This window comes from Mesorhizobium sp. M0898 (genome assembly GCF_040319695.1).
In the GTDB taxonomy this organism is placed as follows: domain Bacteria; phylum Pseudomonadota; class Alphaproteobacteria; order Rhizobiales; family Rhizobiaceae; genus Mesorhizobium.
The window spans coordinates 277,699-293,915 of the sequence record NZ_JAMYOE010000001.1 but is presented as its reverse complement, the minus strand read 5'-3'; the positions used below and the strand labels follow the sequence as shown (position 1 = coordinate 293,915).

Annotated in this window: 14 protein-coding genes and 1 riboswitch; of the genes, 4 read left to right on the top strand and 10 right to left on the bottom strand. The window is 62.6% G+C overall.

From position 1 onward, the window contains the following. Positions 1 to 72 precede the first annotated feature (72 nt). A riboswitch (glycine riboswitch) is annotated at positions 73 to 159 on the bottom strand. 204 nt (positions 160 to 363) lie between these two features. Next, positions 364 to 1,362 (top strand): hypothetical protein, encoded by a 999-nt coding sequence (locus NKH90_RS01470; RefSeq protein ID WP_352816760.1) that lies wholly within the window; start codon positions 364 to 366, stop codon positions 1,360 to 1,362. Between the two features lie 170 nt (positions 1,363 to 1,532). On the opposite strand, the gene NKH90_RS01465 is transcribed toward NKH90_RS01470, so the two are convergent. Continuing rightward, the gene (locus tag NKH90_RS01465; protein WP_352816759.1) at positions 1,533 to 2,108 is read right to left on the bottom strand and encodes a Fic/DOC family protein; all 576 of its coding nucleotides are present in this window, start codon (positions 2,106 to 2,108) and stop codon (positions 1,533 to 1,535) included. Positions 2,109 to 2,466: 358 nt separating this feature from the next. Next, complete coding sequence (locus NKH90_RS01460) at positions 2,467 to 3,297, bottom strand: transporter substrate-binding domain-containing protein (protein WP_352816756.1); 831 nt, start codon at positions 3,295 to 3,297, stop codon at positions 2,467 to 2,469. 86 nt (positions 3,298 to 3,383) lie between these two features. On the opposite strand from NKH90_RS01460, the gene NKH90_RS01455 reads away from it, so the two are divergent. Then, on the top strand, positions 3,384 to 3,986 hold the full coding sequence (locus NKH90_RS01455; RefSeq protein ID WP_352816753.1) for a DUF3011 domain-containing protein: 603 nt from the start codon (positions 3,384 to 3,386) through the stop codon (positions 3,984 to 3,986). A 23-nt stretch (positions 3,987 to 4,009) separates the two neighbouring features. On the opposite strand, the gene NKH90_RS01450 is transcribed toward NKH90_RS01455, so the two are convergent. The 7 genes from NKH90_RS01450 to NKH90_RS01420 all read right to left on the bottom strand — a co-directional run bounded on the left by NKH90_RS01450 (position 4,010) and on the right by NKH90_RS01420 (position 9,009). Continuing rightward, complete coding sequence (locus NKH90_RS01450; protein ID WP_352816750.1) at positions 4,010 to 4,819, bottom strand: molybdopterin-binding protein; 810 nt, start codon at positions 4,817 to 4,819, stop codon at positions 4,010 to 4,012. 1 nt (position 4,820) lies between these two features. Continuing rightward, a complete protein-coding gene (locus NKH90_RS01445) occupies positions 4,821 to 5,702 on the bottom strand; it encodes a cytochrome b/b6 domain-containing protein (RefSeq protein ID WP_352816747.1) in 882 nt (293 codons plus the stop codon). Between the two features lie 103 nt (positions 5,703 to 5,805). Continuing rightward, positions 5,806 to 6,483, bottom strand: a complete 678-nt coding sequence (locus tag NKH90_RS01440) for a DUF1345 domain-containing protein (protein WP_352473888.1) — start codon at positions 6,481 to 6,483, stop codon at positions 5,806 to 5,808. A gap of 5 nt (positions 6,484 to 6,488) precedes the next feature. Next, on the bottom strand, positions 6,489 to 6,956 hold the full coding sequence (locus NKH90_RS01435; RefSeq protein WP_352454435.1) for a YaiI/YqxD family protein: 468 nt from the start codon (positions 6,954 to 6,956) through the stop codon (positions 6,489 to 6,491). Between the two features lie 66 nt (positions 6,957 to 7,022). Beyond that, a complete protein-coding gene (gfa, locus tag NKH90_RS01430; protein ID WP_352451333.1) occupies positions 7,023 to 7,592 on the bottom strand; it encodes an S-(hydroxymethyl)glutathione synthase in 570 nt (189 codons plus the stop codon). A 20-nt stretch (positions 7,593 to 7,612) separates the two neighbouring features. Beyond that, a complete protein-coding gene (locus NKH90_RS01425; RefSeq protein WP_352451332.1) occupies positions 7,613 to 7,885 on the bottom strand; it encodes a hypothetical protein in 273 nt (90 codons plus the stop codon). After that, positions 7,882 to 9,009: an S-(hydroxymethyl)glutathione dehydrogenase/class III alcohol dehydrogenase gene (locus tag NKH90_RS01420; protein ID WP_352816745.1), complete on the bottom strand. Its 1,128-nt coding sequence runs from the start codon at positions 9,007 to 9,009 to the stop codon at positions 7,882 to 7,884. Before NKH90_RS01420 ends, NKH90_RS01425 begins: the two co-directional genes overlap by 4 nt. Positions 9,010 to 9,222: 213 nt before the next feature. On the opposite strand from NKH90_RS01420, the gene NKH90_RS01415 reads away from it, so the two are divergent. Both NKH90_RS01415 and dnaE read left to right on the top strand, forming a co-directional pair. Then, positions 9,223 to 11,235 carry an acetyl-CoA carboxylase biotin carboxylase subunit gene (locus tag NKH90_RS01415; RefSeq protein WP_352816742.1) on the top strand — a complete coding sequence of 671 codons (2,013 nt, stop codon included), beginning with the start codon at positions 9,223 to 9,225 and terminating at the stop codon, positions 11,233 to 11,235. A 464-nt stretch (positions 11,236 to 11,699) separates the two neighbouring features. Further along, positions 11,700 to 15,227, top strand: coding sequence for a DNA polymerase III subunit alpha (gene dnaE, locus NKH90_RS01410; RefSeq protein WP_352816739.1), 3,528 nt, complete (start codon positions 11,700 to 11,702; stop codon positions 15,225 to 15,227). 14 nt (positions 15,228 to 15,241) lie between these two features. On the opposite strand, the gene NKH90_RS01405 is transcribed toward dnaE, so the two are convergent. Further along, complete coding sequence (locus NKH90_RS01405; RefSeq protein ID WP_352471788.1) at positions 15,242 to 16,123, bottom strand: DMT family transporter; 882 nt, start codon at positions 16,121 to 16,123, stop codon at positions 15,242 to 15,244. Positions 16,124 to 16,217: the final 94 nt, after the last annotated feature.

Here is a 16,217-nt window from a genome sequence, read left to right as displayed (position 1 = left end):
CGCGCCCCGTAACTCTGTCGGCAGCGCTTACACCTTCGGCGCGGGGGCAAGCCCCGACTTTCCAGAGTGTCTTTCCCGTCTACGGTTCTTTTGCCTGAGAGATTTCGGGCGATTTCCCCTTCGGCGGCAGCTCTCGCTGCTCTCTCCCACAAACAGGTAGGACTCGGTCAGGAGCCCTCGACTCGTCATCCATAGCCCGTGGACGACACCTTGTCACCTGCCGGCGACATTTTTACTGCCAGGTCTTCCGCGGGCCTTCTTTACGGGCAAGCCTTCGCTAACCACGCCGCTTGCCGGTTTCTCAAGACCTTGCCGATATACCGCATAAGGGCCGGCAATTACCGGCGGCGGGCGGGGAAGACAATGGGCGAATTGATCATGAGCGCGCCGGTGGCCGGGCTGGCCTCGAAAAATCGGATCACGGCGGAAGACGTGGTCATGCTGCGCGGCGAAGTGTTCGGCGACGGCCTAGTAACGCGCGGCGAGGCCGAGGCGCTGTTTGCGCTGGATGCAACGGCGAGGGACAAATGCGCAGAATGGCTTGAGTTTTTCGTCGAGGCCGTCACCGATTTCATCGTCCACCAGGAAAAGCCGGCGGGCTATGTTTCGCAAGACAATGCTGACTGGCTGATCCGGACGATTTCGCGCGACGGCATGGTCGACAGCCAGACCGAACTCGAGCTGCTGGTGCATGTGCTGGAAGTTGCCAAATCATCGCCGAGCACGCTTTCCAGCTATGCGCTGGAGCAGGTCGCTCATGCGGTCGTGGACGGCAAGGGGCCGCTGATGACCGGCGGCAGGCTTATCCCTGGGTCGATTGCCAAGGCTGAGGTCGAGCTGTTGCGCCGCATCCTTTACGCCTACGGCGGCGATGGCAACATCGCCATCAGCCGCGCCGAGGCCGAGGTGCTGTTCGAGATCAACGAGCGGACAGCGGCGGGCGACAACGATCCGTCCTGGAACGATCTGTTCGTCAAGGCGATCGCCAATTTCGTCATGTGTTCGGCCGGCTACGAACCGCCGGTGCGCGACGTGGCGCTGCGCCGGGATTCGTTCTTCGAGCAGGCCGATCCGGAGATCGGCGGGTTCTTCAGCCGCATGGTATCGGGCGGCCTGTCCGGCATCATGGAAGCCTATCTCTCACCGGGCGACGTCGAGGCCGAATGGGAATCGAGGAACAAGGCAGCCGAGGCACTGGCCCGCCGCGCCGAGACGGTCGACGCCGGCGAAGCGAAGTGGCTCGCCGAACACATCGGCGACCGGCCGCTGCATGAGAACGAGCGCGCGCTGCTGACGCTGATCAAGCACGCCTCGCCGGAAATCCACCCGGCGCTGAAGCCGCTGATCGACAAGGTTGCGTGAGCCTTTCACGAGCAACCGAGCGTCACTGCCAACCCTGAAGCGATGCGAACGGACAGGCAGCCAATTAACTGGACAGGCTCAAGCGCATCTCTAGCGACTGATTACAGCCGACGGCAGCGCATTAACCTTTCCGAGGACAGGCAACATCAGCCAGGATCGGTAGGCAGCCCTTAAGCGACAATGTCCTGAATCAGGCGCGTGAGTGGGGCTTCGTCGCCGGAAAAGCTTGAGATCATGGCCTTCATTACACGATCGCGATCCAGCTCGTCATCGTCGAAACCATGGCCGGCGTTATCGGCTAATATCGCCAGAAACGCCAGCTGAGTGCGGCCGTTGCCTTCTCGGAAGGGGTGTATCGCATTGATCTCAGCGAGAACGTGCGCTGCGCCAGCTGCAAAGACCTCGGCTGATGTGCTGGAATAATGGCCGGCGGCTGAGAGTTCTCCGAAAACCCGCTGCATCTCGGCATCGATGTACTCAGGGTAGCAAAACCAGTTACCGCCCTTGCCGATGCGGATGGTGCGCGGTTCACCGGCCCACGCATAGACGTCCTGAAACAGGTGACGATGCAGTGCCAGATAGTGCGGATAATCCAGATCACCAGCTGGAAAAGCCTCATCGGCCCGGGTCAGAAACAGAGCGAGCTCAAACTCGTCGAGCTCGGACTGATCATGAATGTCGAGGAGGTTGCGAAGGACGGTCGTGCCCGGATAGCACAGAGGATCGGATTCTGCGGCATAGACCAAGGTCCGCTACTTCTTGCGCGCCTGTTCTTTGATGAGCTTGCGTCGCTCATCACCGCTCAGCCCACGCTGCGAGCTTTGCTCAAGGATATGCCCCATGCGTGGACTTAGCTTCATACCTTCGACGGCGCTGATTTTGGCGCCTCGACTGCTCGTCAGGACATAGTGTCCGCTCTTTGGCGAGCGATCTAATTTGGGGGAACGACTTTTCATCTGGCAACGCTAGCACATGCCGGCCAAGGGGACCAAAGCGAATTTTGCGGCCGTGAAACAGCTGAATCCGACGATCATGGAGCGAGCGCGCCACTGTCGCTGAAATACGGTCGCTGATCGACAAGGTCGCATAAGCAGTCGCGCGACGCTATTGTTTGGCGGGCTCCGGCTTGGCGCTGGTGTCGAACCGCGACATCCATTTGAAGCTGCCGAACCAGTAGCGGCGCACGCCGCCTATGGTGCCGTCGGCGGTGCGCGCGCCGATCCAGTTGTTGACGTATTGGATGAGGCGCACATCGTCCGGGCGCATCGCAAACGCCTCCGGCGTCCGCAACAGCGGGCCGCCCACCATTGTCAACTTCGCGTCATAGAGCCTGGCGGCCATTTGGGGCGTTGGCGATGTCGCGACCATTGCCTGTGCGTCGCCGCCGATGATCGCGGCGAAAACATCTGAGGTATTGTCGAAAGACAGGATGGTCGCCTTGGGAAAAGCTTCCTTCGCGGCGGCTTCATCGGTGGAATTGGACAGCACGGCGATCTTGTATCCCGGCGCCGCCACTGCCTTTCCCGGCCTTTTCCCAAGGCTGGCGATCGTCGCAACCATGCGGATATCGGCGGTGCCGGTCTGGTTGGAGAACACCACCTCGCGTGCGCGTTCCGGCGTGCTGGCGTAGCCAGCCGCGATCATGTCGAAATCACCCTTGAGCAGTCTTGTCTTAAGGTCGTTCCAGGGCACCTCGACCAGCTTCAGGTCGACGCCGAGATCAGACGCCAGCGCACTGGTCAGGTCGACATCATAGCCGGCGAACTTCCCGTCGGCCTTCTTGAGGATCCATGGCGGGTTGAGCGCCACGCCGACCGTCAGTGTCTTCTGGTCGATGATGCGCTTGAGGCTGTCGTCCGCCCGGGCTGGCAGCAGCGACAAAGCCAACCACGCAGAAAGGGCAAGTATAGTTGTGGCGATCATCTTAGCGCGCATTAATATAACCTCGCTGAGCCCGTCCGGTTGTCAGATTTACACAGAGGTGCCATTCTGTCGATAGCGGACCCTGATGGAGAGTTGCGATGTCGGCATGGATGGCGGTTACCGGTTCGATGATGTTCCTGGTTTGCATCCTGGGCAATCCGGCGAAGCTTTCGCTGCTGCCGGCGGCAGCGCAGGCTGCGGGGGCAAAACGCGTGGTCTGCTCCAGCGCCGATTACCGCTATTCCTATTGCGGGATCGATACGCGCCGCGGCGTGCAGTTGACCTCCCGGCTGTCGAAGGCGCGTTGCGTATACGGTAGAAGCTGGGGCTATGACGGCGGCGGCATCTGGGTCGACAATGGTTGCTCGGCCGAATTCGCAGTCGCCAGCCCCAACCGCAATCCCTCTGCTGGCGACGTCGCCGCAGCCATTATCGTCGGCGGCGTGGTAGGCGCCATTCTCGACAACGGCGATTCGCATCGCCATCATTCCGATAATTACTATCCGAAGCCGCGCCCGCGCCGTTACGACCAATGGATCGATCCGACGCCGCAATTCGACAATCAGGGCAACCCCAACTTCGATACCCACGGCAACTACCAGGGACCGCATGGGCTGGGCAAGCTTGTCACCCCTGACGACAATCCTGACCTGAATCCGGCCCTGCGCAGCGACGGCGACGACAGCGACGACGACAGTTAGATGAAGCTTAGGTCAGGTTTCTGTCAGATGCCGCCGTACCAGTCGTAGCCATTGTCCTCCCAATAGCCGCCTCTGCCGCCGCCGATATTGGCGAAGCCGTCGACCAGCTCGATCTTGTAGAGGTATTTCGGCATCTTGTAGCCGAGCTGGCGCTCGACGCGGACGCGCAGCGGCGCGCCGTTTTCGACCGGCAACCGCTTGCCGTTGAGGCCATAGGCAAGGATCGTCTGCGGATGGCGGGCATCGACCAGGTCGATCGAGCCGTAATATTTGATGTCGCCGGCCAGGCTGCGGTCGATCGTGTCGAGGCAGTGGAACATGACGTAGCGCGCCTGCGGCTTGACCACTGCCTGGTCGAGCACCAGCGACAGCGGCGTGCCGGTCCATTTGGCAATGCAGCTCCAGCCTTCGACGCAGTCGTGGCGGGTGATCTGGGTGCGGCTCGGCATGTTCATCAGCTGCTCGCGGCTCAGCGACAGCGGCTTTTCGACGAGGCCTGAAACCTCCAGCCGCCAGTCGGCGAAATCGCTGGCGAGCAGGCCCTTGTAGAAATCGTCGTCCGGTGCGGTGACGCCGTTCGGCCGCTGCGGCTGGCGAATGTCGGCCTCGGTGAACTCCGGCGCCAGCGCATCAGCGCCGGCAAGCAGTCGCTGCGCCCGCCAGGTCAGGCCATTGGCGCTTTCGAGGAAGCTGCGCAGGCTGTCGCCGACGCCAAGCTGGCTGTCGAAGGCGTCGCAGCCCGACAGCATGATGCCGGAAAGGCCGAGGCTGGCCGAGGTCAGGAACTTTCTTCGGCTTATCTGTAGCTTGGGGCTGATCTCGAATTTCGCCATGTCAGGCACTCCTCTCTGGCGCTTTGTCGCCATGCGCCGGCGGGTCGGTTCGGTACCAGCCGGTGATGATGGAGCGCAGCTCGTTGATCGGGCCGGCGGCGAGGATCATCACGATGTGGATGATGAAGAAGGCGACGAGCAGCAGCATCACCGTGAAATGAATGGTGCGCGCCGTCTGCCGGCCGCCGAGCAGATCATTCAGGAACGGCAGCACCGAATCCATGCTCGGCGACATGGCAAGGCCGGTGATGATCATCAGCGGCAGCAGCACGAACAGCACGCCGCCATAGGCCATCTTCTGCAGCGTGTTGTAGTCGCGCGTGTGGTGGAACCTGAGCTTGGCGTGCTCGACAATGTCTCGCGGCAGGCGCCTGAAATCATCGAGGCGCGGGGCAAGATCGCGGCGCAAATGGCCGTTGATCAGGCTGGCGACCAGCCAGACCAGCAGCGTGCTGGTCAGCACCCAGGCGAAGAAGAAATGAACAACGCGCGCGGTGCCGAGATCGTAATAGGAAGGGATCGTCGCCCAGGACGGGAAGGCACGGGAGGTCTCCTGGCCGGCCGGACCCGACCAGCCGAGCACGCCAGTGGTATCGAAGCGCTTGCCGAAGATTTCGGTATAGCCGCGCGGGCCAGTCGCCGTATTCTCGGCGCCAATGGCGAAGACGGTGTTGTTGTAGCCAAAACCCGACTCCTTGCCGATGTAGAGCTGTGGGCGGGCGTTGAAGATCTGCAGGCCGGAAAGCAGCATGAAGAACAGCGCGATCGCCCACAGCCAATGCGTCAGCCGCGTCCAGCGCGACTGGCGATAGATCAGCGTCGCATCCGTCGAAGCAGCGCTATCTGCCCCGGTGCTGGCTTCGCCTCTGGCAACTGATTCCATATTTTCCGTGCCTCCCTGCCAAGCGGTTCCGCGGCCTCGTCAGATCTCTTCTCCTCCCAATACGTCGCCAGCCTAAGCGATGTTTCACCCGATCACGGATTTATTACGGACTGCCGAGGCTGACGGCGAGGTTGACCGCGGCTGCCACGATGACCGTGTTGAAGAAGAACGACAGGATCGAATGCACAAGCACGACACGGCGCATTTGCGAGGTCGTGATGTTGGTGTCGGCGGTTTGGGCCGTCATGCCGATCACCGTGGCGAAATAGAGGAAATCCGAGCCTTCCGGCCGCTTGCCGCCCGGGAAGTCGAGGCCGCCGACCGGAATTTTCTTTTTTGTGTCGCCATCCATCGCATCGCCATCCAACCAGTAGATATGCGCGTAGTGAAGTGCGGCCATCGCATGGATGGTCAACCAGCCAAGCGGGATAGACAGCAGCGCCACCATAAGCTCGACGGTGTCCGCGCTCTTCTCCCTGTTGATCAATTGAAACAACGACATGATGGCAATGGCGACGACAATCAGCGTGACCGCGAAGATGGCCAGCACCGGCAGGTCCGTGTCGCCTGCATTCTTGCGCAGATAGCTGCCGGTAAGCCGCGGCATATGGGCGATGACAAGGACGAGATAGGCGGCAAAGAACACATTGGCGCCGATCGAATAGGCAAGCGGCGCACGCCAGACCAGCGCGGCGCCAAAGGCTGCCACGCCGATGCAGGCCGACACCGCGAACGGCGTGTGGCGTCGCATGGGCATCTTGGTCGGGGTACCAGTCGCCATGGCCTTCAGTCCGCAGACGCGGATTTCAGCGCCCGCCGTAGGATGCGGTCAAGCTCGCCGAGGAACCGCGAGCGGTCCTGCGGCGCGAAGCTCGAATTGTAGCCCTTGCTTTCGCCGGTCTCGCGCAGATGCTGCTTGAGATCGCGCATTGCCACCGCCATGCCAATCGTTTCGGGCGTAAACGGGCGTCCGGTCGGACCAAGTACGTGGGCGCCAAGCGCCACCGCGCGCGCGGCAAGCGGGATATCGGCGGTCACCACGATATCGTTGGACCGGGCATTTTCGACGATCCAGTCGTCGGCGGCATCGGCGCCCTTGGAGACGACGACATTGCGGATCATCGGATCGCGCGACGGACGCAAGCCGCCATTGGAGACGAAGGTGACGACGATGCCGTGCCGCTCGGCGACTTTTTCGACCTCGGCCTTCACTGGGCAAGCGTCGGCATCGACGAGAATAGCAGGTGCGGGCATCGTTGTTCCAAATGTGAAAGAGCCGGGCGGCGTCGCCCGGCTCGATCGATGATAGTCGAGCGGCTACTAGGCCGGCAACGCGCCGGACCGCTTGGCCGTCCAGGTGGCGATATAGTCCATCAGTCCTGGATTGAGGCAATCATAAGGTTCGAGCCCGATCGACTTCAGCTGTGACCTTATGCCGTCCATGCGGCTCGGATCGACACCGGACTCGATGATCGACGAGACAAAGGCGGTGAAGCCCGGCGGTGACCAGCCGTCTTCCTGGAAGCGTTCGGGATGGATGAAGGACAGCCCCTTGAACGCGTGGTCGCGCTCGACCGGGCCGTGCATATGGACGCCGCAGCCGGTGCAGGCATGGCGCAGGATCAGCGCGCCCGGATCGACGATCTTCAGCTTGTCGCCGTTTTCGGTCACCGTCACGTCGTTTGTACCGGCAACCGCCACGACCGAGAACAGCGCGCCTTCCGGCTTCCAGCATTTGGTGCAGCCGCAGGCATGGTTGTGGGCGATCTGGCCCTTGACCTTCACCTTGACCGGGTTGCTGGTGCAGGCGCAGACCAGCGTGCCGCCGGCAAAATCGGCCTTTTCCCGTGGCAGTCCATTGTCGATTTTAGGATGCAGTTTTTCCGGCATTTTTGTCTCCTCCCTTGGTTCTATGCTGGTTCCGTTTCGATTACCGCTTCATTCTCCATACGGTGTTCTTGCTTGACGCGCTCTACCACCTTGAGCGCCTTGCTCAGATATGTATCGCGCACGAGAAACGATATTTCTTCTCTGCCGCGGTCGATCTCATCGAGGTCGATGCGAACGCGGTTGTTATTCCTAAGCGCTACCCAAAGATGTTCGCCGAATTGCCAGCTCTGCATACTGAGCGACTCGCTGAAATTCGGATATCGGATCCGAACCCGGATCAGTACCTCCTTCAATAGACTACCACGCTCCTGATCGACTTGCCTTCATGCATCAGGTCAAAGCCCTTGTTGATGTCCTCGAGCTTCAGCGTGTGGGTGATCATCGGATCGATCTCGATCTTGCCGGCCATGTACCAGTCGACGATCTTCGGCACGTCGGTGCGGCCGCGCGCGCCGCCAAAGGCGGTGCCCATCCAGGTGCGGCCGGTGACGAGCTGGAACGGCCGCGTCGAGATCTCCTGGCCGGCGCCGGCAACGCCGATGATGACCGACTTGCCCCAGCCGCGGTGCGACGCTTCCAGCGCCTGCCGCATGACTTTGGTGTTGCCGGTGCAGTCGAACGTGTAGTCGGCGCCGCCGATCTGGTCGGCGCCGCGCTTGGTCATGTTGACGAGATGGGCCACGACATCGCCGTCGATCTCCTTCGGATTGACGAAATGCGTCATGCCGAATTTCTCGCCCCATTCCTTCTTGTCGTTGTTCAGGTCGACGCCGATGATCATGTCGGCGCCGGCAAGGCGCAGGCCCTGGATGACGTTGAGGCCGATGCCGCCGAGGCCGAACACGACCGCCGTCGCGCCTTGCTCGACCTTGGCCGTGTTGATGACAGCGCCGATGCCGGTGGTGACGCCGCAGCCGATGTAGCAGATCTTGTCGAACGGGGCGTCGGCATTGACCTTGGCCACCGCGATCTCGGGCAGCACGGTGAAATTGGAGAAGGTCGAGCAGCCCATGTAGTGGAACAGCCTGTCCTTGCCGATCGAGAAGCGCGAGGTGCCGTCCGGCATCAAGCCCTGTCCCTGGGTGGCGCGGATGGCGGTGCACAGATTGGTCTTGCGCGACAGGCAGGACGGGCACTGCCGGCATTCCGGCGTGTAGAGCGGGATGACATGGTCACCCTTCCTGACCGAGGTGACGCCCTTGCCGACGTCGACGACGATGCCGGCGCCCTCATGGCCGAGGATCGCCGGAAACAGGCCTTCCGGGTCGGCGCCCGACAGCGTGAACTCGTCGGTGTGGCAGATGCCGGTTGCCTTGATCTCGACCAGCACCTCGCCATCGCGGGGACCTTCGAGGTCGACCTCCATGATCTGCAGCGGCTTTCCGGCGGCAACGGCGACAGCGGCGCGCGTTTTCATCAGGCAATCCTCCCAAGGCAGTCTGCAATCCAGGTTAGATTTAACTTACCATTCAGCTCTGCGCTATGCACGAAGCGACGTTGTGACCCCGGATTTTCGTCAGCGCCCGCCGATTTGCATGCGGGATAGGCTCCGACTTTGCCTTGACCGGCCCCCTGAAGCCCATAAAACGGGAAGCCCGTAAAAGAAGGGCAGCCGAGGGACGAGGCCTGCATGTTCACAAAGATCCTGGTCGCCAACCGTGGCGAGATCGCCTGCCGCGTGATCAAGACGGCGCGCAAGATGGGCATCGCCACCGTCGCGGTCCATTCCGACGCCGACCGGGACGCCGTGCATGTCGAAATGGCCGACGAGGCGGTGCATATCGGGCCTTCGCCGGCTGCGCAAAGTTATCTGGTCGCGGAAAAGATCATCGCCGCCTGCAAGGCCACAGGAGCAGAGGCCGTGCATCCCGGCTACGGTTTCCTGTCCGAGCGGGCATCCTTCTGCGAAGGGCTGGAGCAGGAAGGCATCGTCTTCATTGGCCCGAAGCCCAAGGCCATCAAGGCGATGGGCGACAAGATCGAATCGAAAAAGTTCGCCAACGCGGCCAAGGTGTCGACGGTGCCCGGCTGGCTCGGCGTCGTCGAAAACGCCGCCCATGCCGAAAGAATAGCCGGCGAAATCGGCTATCCCGTGATGATCAAGGCTTCAGCCGGCGGCGGCGGCAAGGGCATGCGCATCGCCTGGAGCAAGGCAGAGGTGCGCGACGGCTTCGACCGGGCGCGGTCGGAGGCGAAAAGCTCGTTCGGCGATGACCGCGTCTTCATCGAAAAATTCATCGTCGATCCGCGCCATATCGAAATCCAGGTGCTCGCCGACGCGCATGGCAACACGCTCTATCTCGGCGAGCGCGAATGCTCGATCCAGCGCCGCAACCAGAAGGTCGTGGAGGAGGCGCCGTCGCCGTTCCTCGACGCCAAGACCCGCAAAGCCATGGGCGAGCAGTCGGTGGCGCTGGCCAAGGCCGTCGACTACCAGAGCGCCGGCACCGTCGAGTTCATCGTCGACAGCGACAAGAACTTCTATTTCCTGGAAATGAACACGCGGCTGCAGGTCGAGCATCCGGTGACGGAACTCGTCACCGGCATCGACCTGGTCGAGCAGATGATCCGCGTGGCGGCCGGCGAAAAGCTCGCCATCAAGCAGAGCGACGTCAAGCTGAACGGCTCGGCGGTGGAAAGCCGCCTCTATGCCGAAGACCCCTATCGCAACTTTCTGCCGTCGATCGGCAGGCTGACGAAATACCGGCCGCCGGAAGAGGGAAAATTCGGCGAAATCGTCATCCGCAACGATACCGGCGTTACCGAAGGCTCGGAAATCTCGATGTTCTACGACCCGATGGTCGCCAAGCTGTGCACCTGGGCGCCGACACGGCTGGCGGCTATCGATGCAATGTCGGAAGCGCTGGACAGTTTCGTCGTCGACGGCATCGAGCACAACATACCGTTCCTGGCGGCGCTGATGCAGCATCCGCGCTGGCGGGAAGGGCGGCTATCGACGGCGTTCATCGCCGAGGAATATCCCGACGGCTTCGCGCCGATCGTGCCAGACGCCGAGGAGAAAGGGGTGCTGGCCGCGATCGCAACCGCGGTCGAACTGCTGCGCCGCGACCGGCTCGACCGGCTGGGCGGGCGGCTGGCGCCGCATTCGGGCGCCTTGAAACGCGATTGGGTGGTGAAGATCGGCCGGGATTATCTTTCGGTTGCCATCGTCGAAGGCATGATTTCCATTCCGATGGAGCTCGACCTCACAATCGACGGCGGCAAACCGCTGACGGTGGCATCCGACTGGCGGCCGGGCGATCTCATCTGGCGCGGCACGGTCGGCGGCCGCAAGGTCGCGGCGCAAGTCAGGCCGGTGCTGAACGGGTTCCGCATCGCCTGGAAAGGCATGTCGGTGACAGTCCGCGCCATGCTGCCGCGCACCGCCGAGCTCGAAAGGCTGATGCCAGAAAAAGTGGCGCCGGATACCTCGAAGATGCTGCTTTGCCCGATGCCCGGCCTCGTCGTATCGATTGCCGTTGCCGAGGGGCAGGAGGTCAAGGCCGGTGAGACGTTGGCCGTGGTCGAGGCGATGAAGATGGAAAACGTGCTGCGCGCCGAGCGCGACCTCATCGTCTCGAAGCTCAACGCCAGGCCAGGCGACAGCCTTGCCGTCGATGCGGTGATCATGGAATTCGCATGAGGCCGTACCCGCCCTCGACGCTCTGTCTGAAGTTGGCAGGACAGAGGGGGGCGCGAAGGAACGCGACCTTGCAATTGGTTGGGCACGCTCAGTGGAGGAGGGACAAGGCGAGGCCGCGAGGAATTCGCATTTTTCCCCGTCGCGCCGTATTTTGTTCTTGCTTTGTGCCGGCAGCTATGCTACTAATTTGGGTATGGTGCTAACTGGCTCCAGCGACCCGCCCGCAGTGGCGGGTTTTTATTTGCAGCCTGACGTCGGCGGGACAGCGCCCCTCTCTGTCCTGCCGGACATCTCCCCCACGAGGGGGGAGATTGGCAGCTTCGGTGGCAGCGCCTTTCTGCCGGCGGAAGCGATTGCTAAGTTCACAAAGCTCCAATCACTACCGCTGGACTCGTGTTACCCGGTGCCGGACAATACAATACATCTTCATCGACTGAGTCCTTGTGAGGCGGCGCGAAAAAACCATGGCGGATGAAAGACTTCCACGCGATCCCTTGCTGCGCGAGGCCTATGCAAAGGCGTCGCGGGCGGAGGCGGCGGCGCGTCGATTCATTCATCTGCGCGTGCATTCGGCCTATTCGCTGCTCGAAGGTGCCTTGCAGCTCGGCAAGATCGTCGGCCATGCGGTGCAGGACGAATGCCCGGCAATCGCCGTCACCGACACCAACAATCTGTTCGGCGCGCTGGAATTCGCCCAGAAGGCGGTAAAGGACGGCATCCAGCCGATCATCGGCTGCCAGATCGACCTCGCCTTTTCCGGCGAGGCGAGCGACAGCCAGCGCGACCGCAGGCGGCAAGGACCGGAGATGCGGCCGGTCGTCCTGATCGCCGCAACCGAGGCCGGCTACGGCAATCTGGTCAGGCTGGTCAGCCGCGTCTACCTCGAGACACCGCCCGGCGAAGCGGTGCATCTGACGAGCGAGATGCTGCAGGGCCACACCGACGGATTGATCTGCCTTACGGGCGGGCCGCGCGGTCCGATCGGCACTGCCTTGAAACAGGATCGCCGCGAACTCGCCGAGACCCGGCTGTCGGCGCTCAAGGGCCTGTTCGGCGACCGGCTCTATGTCGAGCTTGAGCGGGTCTCCGGTTACGACCGCGCCATCGAGCAGTCGTCGGTCGACCTCGCCTACCGCCACGATCTGCCGCTGGTTGCCACCAACGAGGCGTTTTTCTTCTCTCGTGAAGACTATGAGGCGCATGACGCCCTGATCGCCATCGCCGAAGGTTCCGTGGTTGCGGCCGACAATCGCCGCCGCCTTTCGCCCGACCACTTCCTGAGAAGCCAGGCCGATATGGCGAGGCTGTTCGCTGACCTGCCGGAAGCAATCGACAACACCGTCGAGATCGCGCTGCGCTGCTCGTATTACCCGAAGACCCGCAATCCGATTCTGCCGCGCTTTGCCGGCCGCGATGTCGCCGACGCCGATGCTGCGGTCAAGGCGGAGGCGCAGGAGCTTGCCAGGCAGGCGCATGAAGGGCTGGAGGCGCGGCTGGCGGCGCACGGGCCGACGCCCGGCTATACGGTCGAGCAATATCGCGAAAGGCTGGATTTCGAGCTCGCCGTCATCGAGAAGATGAAATATCCGGGCTATTTCCTGATCGTTGCCGACTTCATCAAATGGGCCAAGGCACAAGGGATTCCGGTCGGCCCGGGCCGCGGTTCGGGCGCCGGCTCGCTGGTCGCCTATGCCACGACCATCACCGACATCGACCCACTGCGTTTTTCGCTGCTGTTCGAGCGCTTCCTCAATCCCGACCGCGTTTCGATGCCCGACTTCGACATCGACTTCTGCCAGGACCGGCGCGAGGAAGTCATCCGCTACGTCCAGCAGAAATACGGCCGCGACCAGGTTGGCCAGATCATCACCTTCGGCACGCTGCAGGCGCGCGCGGTGCTGCGCGACGTCGGCCGCGTGCTGCAGATGCCTTACGGGCAGGTCGATAAGCTGAGCAAGATGGTGCCGTCGAACCCGGCCAATCCGGTCAAGCTCGCCGACGCCATCGCCAACGAGCCGCGCTTTGCCGAAGAGGCGGAGCGTGAGCCGATCGTGCAGACGCTGCTCGATACGGCGCAGAAACTGGAAGGTCTTTATCGGCACGCCTCGACGCACGCGGCCGGCATCGTCATCGGCGACCGGCCGCTGTCGGAGCTGGTGCCGATGTACCGCGATCCGCGCTCGGACATGCCGGTCACGCAGTTCAACATGAAATATGTCGAGCAGGCCGGGCTGGTGAAATTCGACTTCCTTGGCCTGAAGACGCTGACGGTGCTGGACAGGGCCGTCAAGCTGATCCGCCGCCGCGGCATCGAGATCGATCTTGCCCACATTCCGCTCGACGACCCCGAAACCTACGCCATGCTGTCGCGCGGCGAGGTGGTCGGCGTGTTCCAGGTGGAAAGTGCCGGCATGCGCAAGGCGCTGATCGGCATGCGGCCCGACTGTATCGAGGACATTATCGCGCTGGTCGCGCTCTACCGGCCGGGGCCGATGGAGAACATACCGACCTACAACGCCAGAAAGCACGGCGAGGAGGAGATGGCGTCGATCCACCCGAAGATCGACCATCTCGTCAAGGAGACGCAAGGCGTCATCGTCTACCAGGAACAGGTGATGCAGATCGCGCAGGAGCTCTCCGGCTATTCGCTGGGCGAAGCCGATCTGCTGCGCCGCGCCATGGGCAAGAAGATCCGCGCCGAGATGGACAAGCAGCGCGAGCGCTTTGTTTCGGGCGCGGTCGAGCGCGGCGTCGGCAAGCCGCAAGCCGACTTCATCTTCGACCTGCTGGCAAAGTTTGCCGACTACGGTTTCAACAAATCGCATGCCGCCGCCTATGCCGTCGTCTCCTACCAGACCGCCTATCTGAAGGCGCATTACCCCGTCGAATTCCTGGCGGCATCGATGACGCTCGACATGGGCAATACGGACAAGCTCGCCGATTTCCGCCAGGATGCGCTGCGCCTCGGCATCGAGGTGGTGGCGCCGTCGGTCATGACGTCGTTCCGGGATTTCGAGGTCGGCGAGAACCGCATCTTCTATTCGCTGGCCGCGCTCAAGGGCGTCGGCGATGCGGCGGTCGAGCACATCGTCGCCACGCGCGGCGAAAAACCCTTCAAGAGCCTCGCCGATTTCTGTGAAAGGGTCGATCCGAAGATCGTCGGCAAGCGCGTCTTCGAAAGCCTGATCATGGCCGGCGCGCTCGACTGCTTCGGTCATGACCGCGCGGCGATGATGGCCGGCGTCGAGCGGATGATGGGGCTGGCGTCGCTGGCGCAGCAGAATGCCGTCACCGGCCAGCATGACATCTTTGGCGCCTCGCTCGGCGCACAGTCGCAGGCGCTCAACTTGCCGGCAACCGATCCCTGGCTCGCCGCCGACCGCCTGCACCGTGAATTCCAGGTGGTCGGGTTCTATCTCTCGGCGCATCCGCTCGACGAATACAAGGCGGCGCTGCAGAAAATGCGGGTGCAGACCTGGGGCGAGTTTTCGGCCGCCGTCAAACGCGGTGCTGCCGCCGGCCGGCTCGCCGGCACGGTGACCACCAAGCAGGAGCGCAAGACGCGCACCGGCAACAAGATGGGCGTCGTGCAGTTCTCCGACACCTCCGGCCAGTATGAAGCGGTGCTGTTTTCCGAGGGGCTGGCGCAATACCGCGACCTGCTCGAACCCGGCCGCTCGGTGGTGATCACCGTTTCGGCCGAGGACAGGCCTGAAGGCGTCAATCTGCGCATCCAGACCGTGCAGTCGTTGGAGGAAGAGGCAAGCCGTATCCAGAAAGCGTTGCGCATCTTCGTCAGAAATGACGCACCGGCATCGACAATCCAATCGCAGCTTGGCCAGCGTGGCGACAGTCAGGTGAGCATCATCGTCATCAAGGAAGGCGGCGAGGGCGAGGTCGAGATCGAGTTGCCCAACCGCTACCGCGTATCGCCGCAGATCGCGTCGGCGATGCGGGCGGTGCCGGGCGTGGTCGAGGTGGAACTGGTCTAAGAGTTAGCGCACGCTTATGAAGCGGCGATCTCCGCCGGTTGCGGTGCTCTCCGCTGCAGGTTGAGCAGATTTCCCATGAGGATCAGCAGGGCGCCACCGGCGGTGAAGGCGTCGATCTGCTCGTGATAGAGTAGCCATCCGATCACCGCCGACAGCGGCACGCGCAAAAAGTCCATTGGCGAGATGACCGTCGCATCGGCATAGACAAGTGCGCGGGCCATGCAGAAATGCGACGACATGCCGGTGAAGGCGATGAGCAGGATCCACGGCCAGAGCTCAAGCGGCGGGTTGCGCCATTCGTAAAGCGCCGGGACGAGGCCAAGCAGCGACTGGATGATCAACATCCAGAAGATGATGCGCACGACGCTGTCCGTCCGCGTCAGCGACTTGACGAGGACCACCGAGACGCCGAAGCAGACCGCGGCTCCCAGCACGATGACATGTCCCGGATTGACCGCGCCGACGCCCGGACGCACGATGATCACAACGCCGATCAGCCCGAGCACGATTGCCGCCAGCCGTGGCCGGGAGAGCCTTTCGCCGAGGAAAGCGACGGCCAGCAAAGCGGTCCAGATCGGCGTCGTGAATTCGATCGAGATCAGTACCGCAAGCGGGATCAGTGTCAGGGCGTAGAGCCAGGCAGCCTGGCCGGTATAGTGGACGACGTTGCGGGCGATATGAGCCAGCGGGCGTCCGGTGCGCATCGCCGCAAAACCGCCTGACATCATGACCAGCGGCAACAGGATGAAAAAGCCGATCACCGAGCGCAGCTCGAGCACCTGGAAGACGTTTAGTTCGGCCGTCGTGGCACGGCCGGCCACCGACATCGCCAGGAACGAGGCGATCGACAGCGCCATCCAGAACGCGGCCTTGGGGATCGAGGGTGCGGGTGCCATGCGGCTATGTCGCAAGCCGGAGCGCTCATCGCAACCGCTAGCCGACGCATTCGACTGGGCCAGCCGCGCAGCGTTGCAAACAGTGATGTTGAAG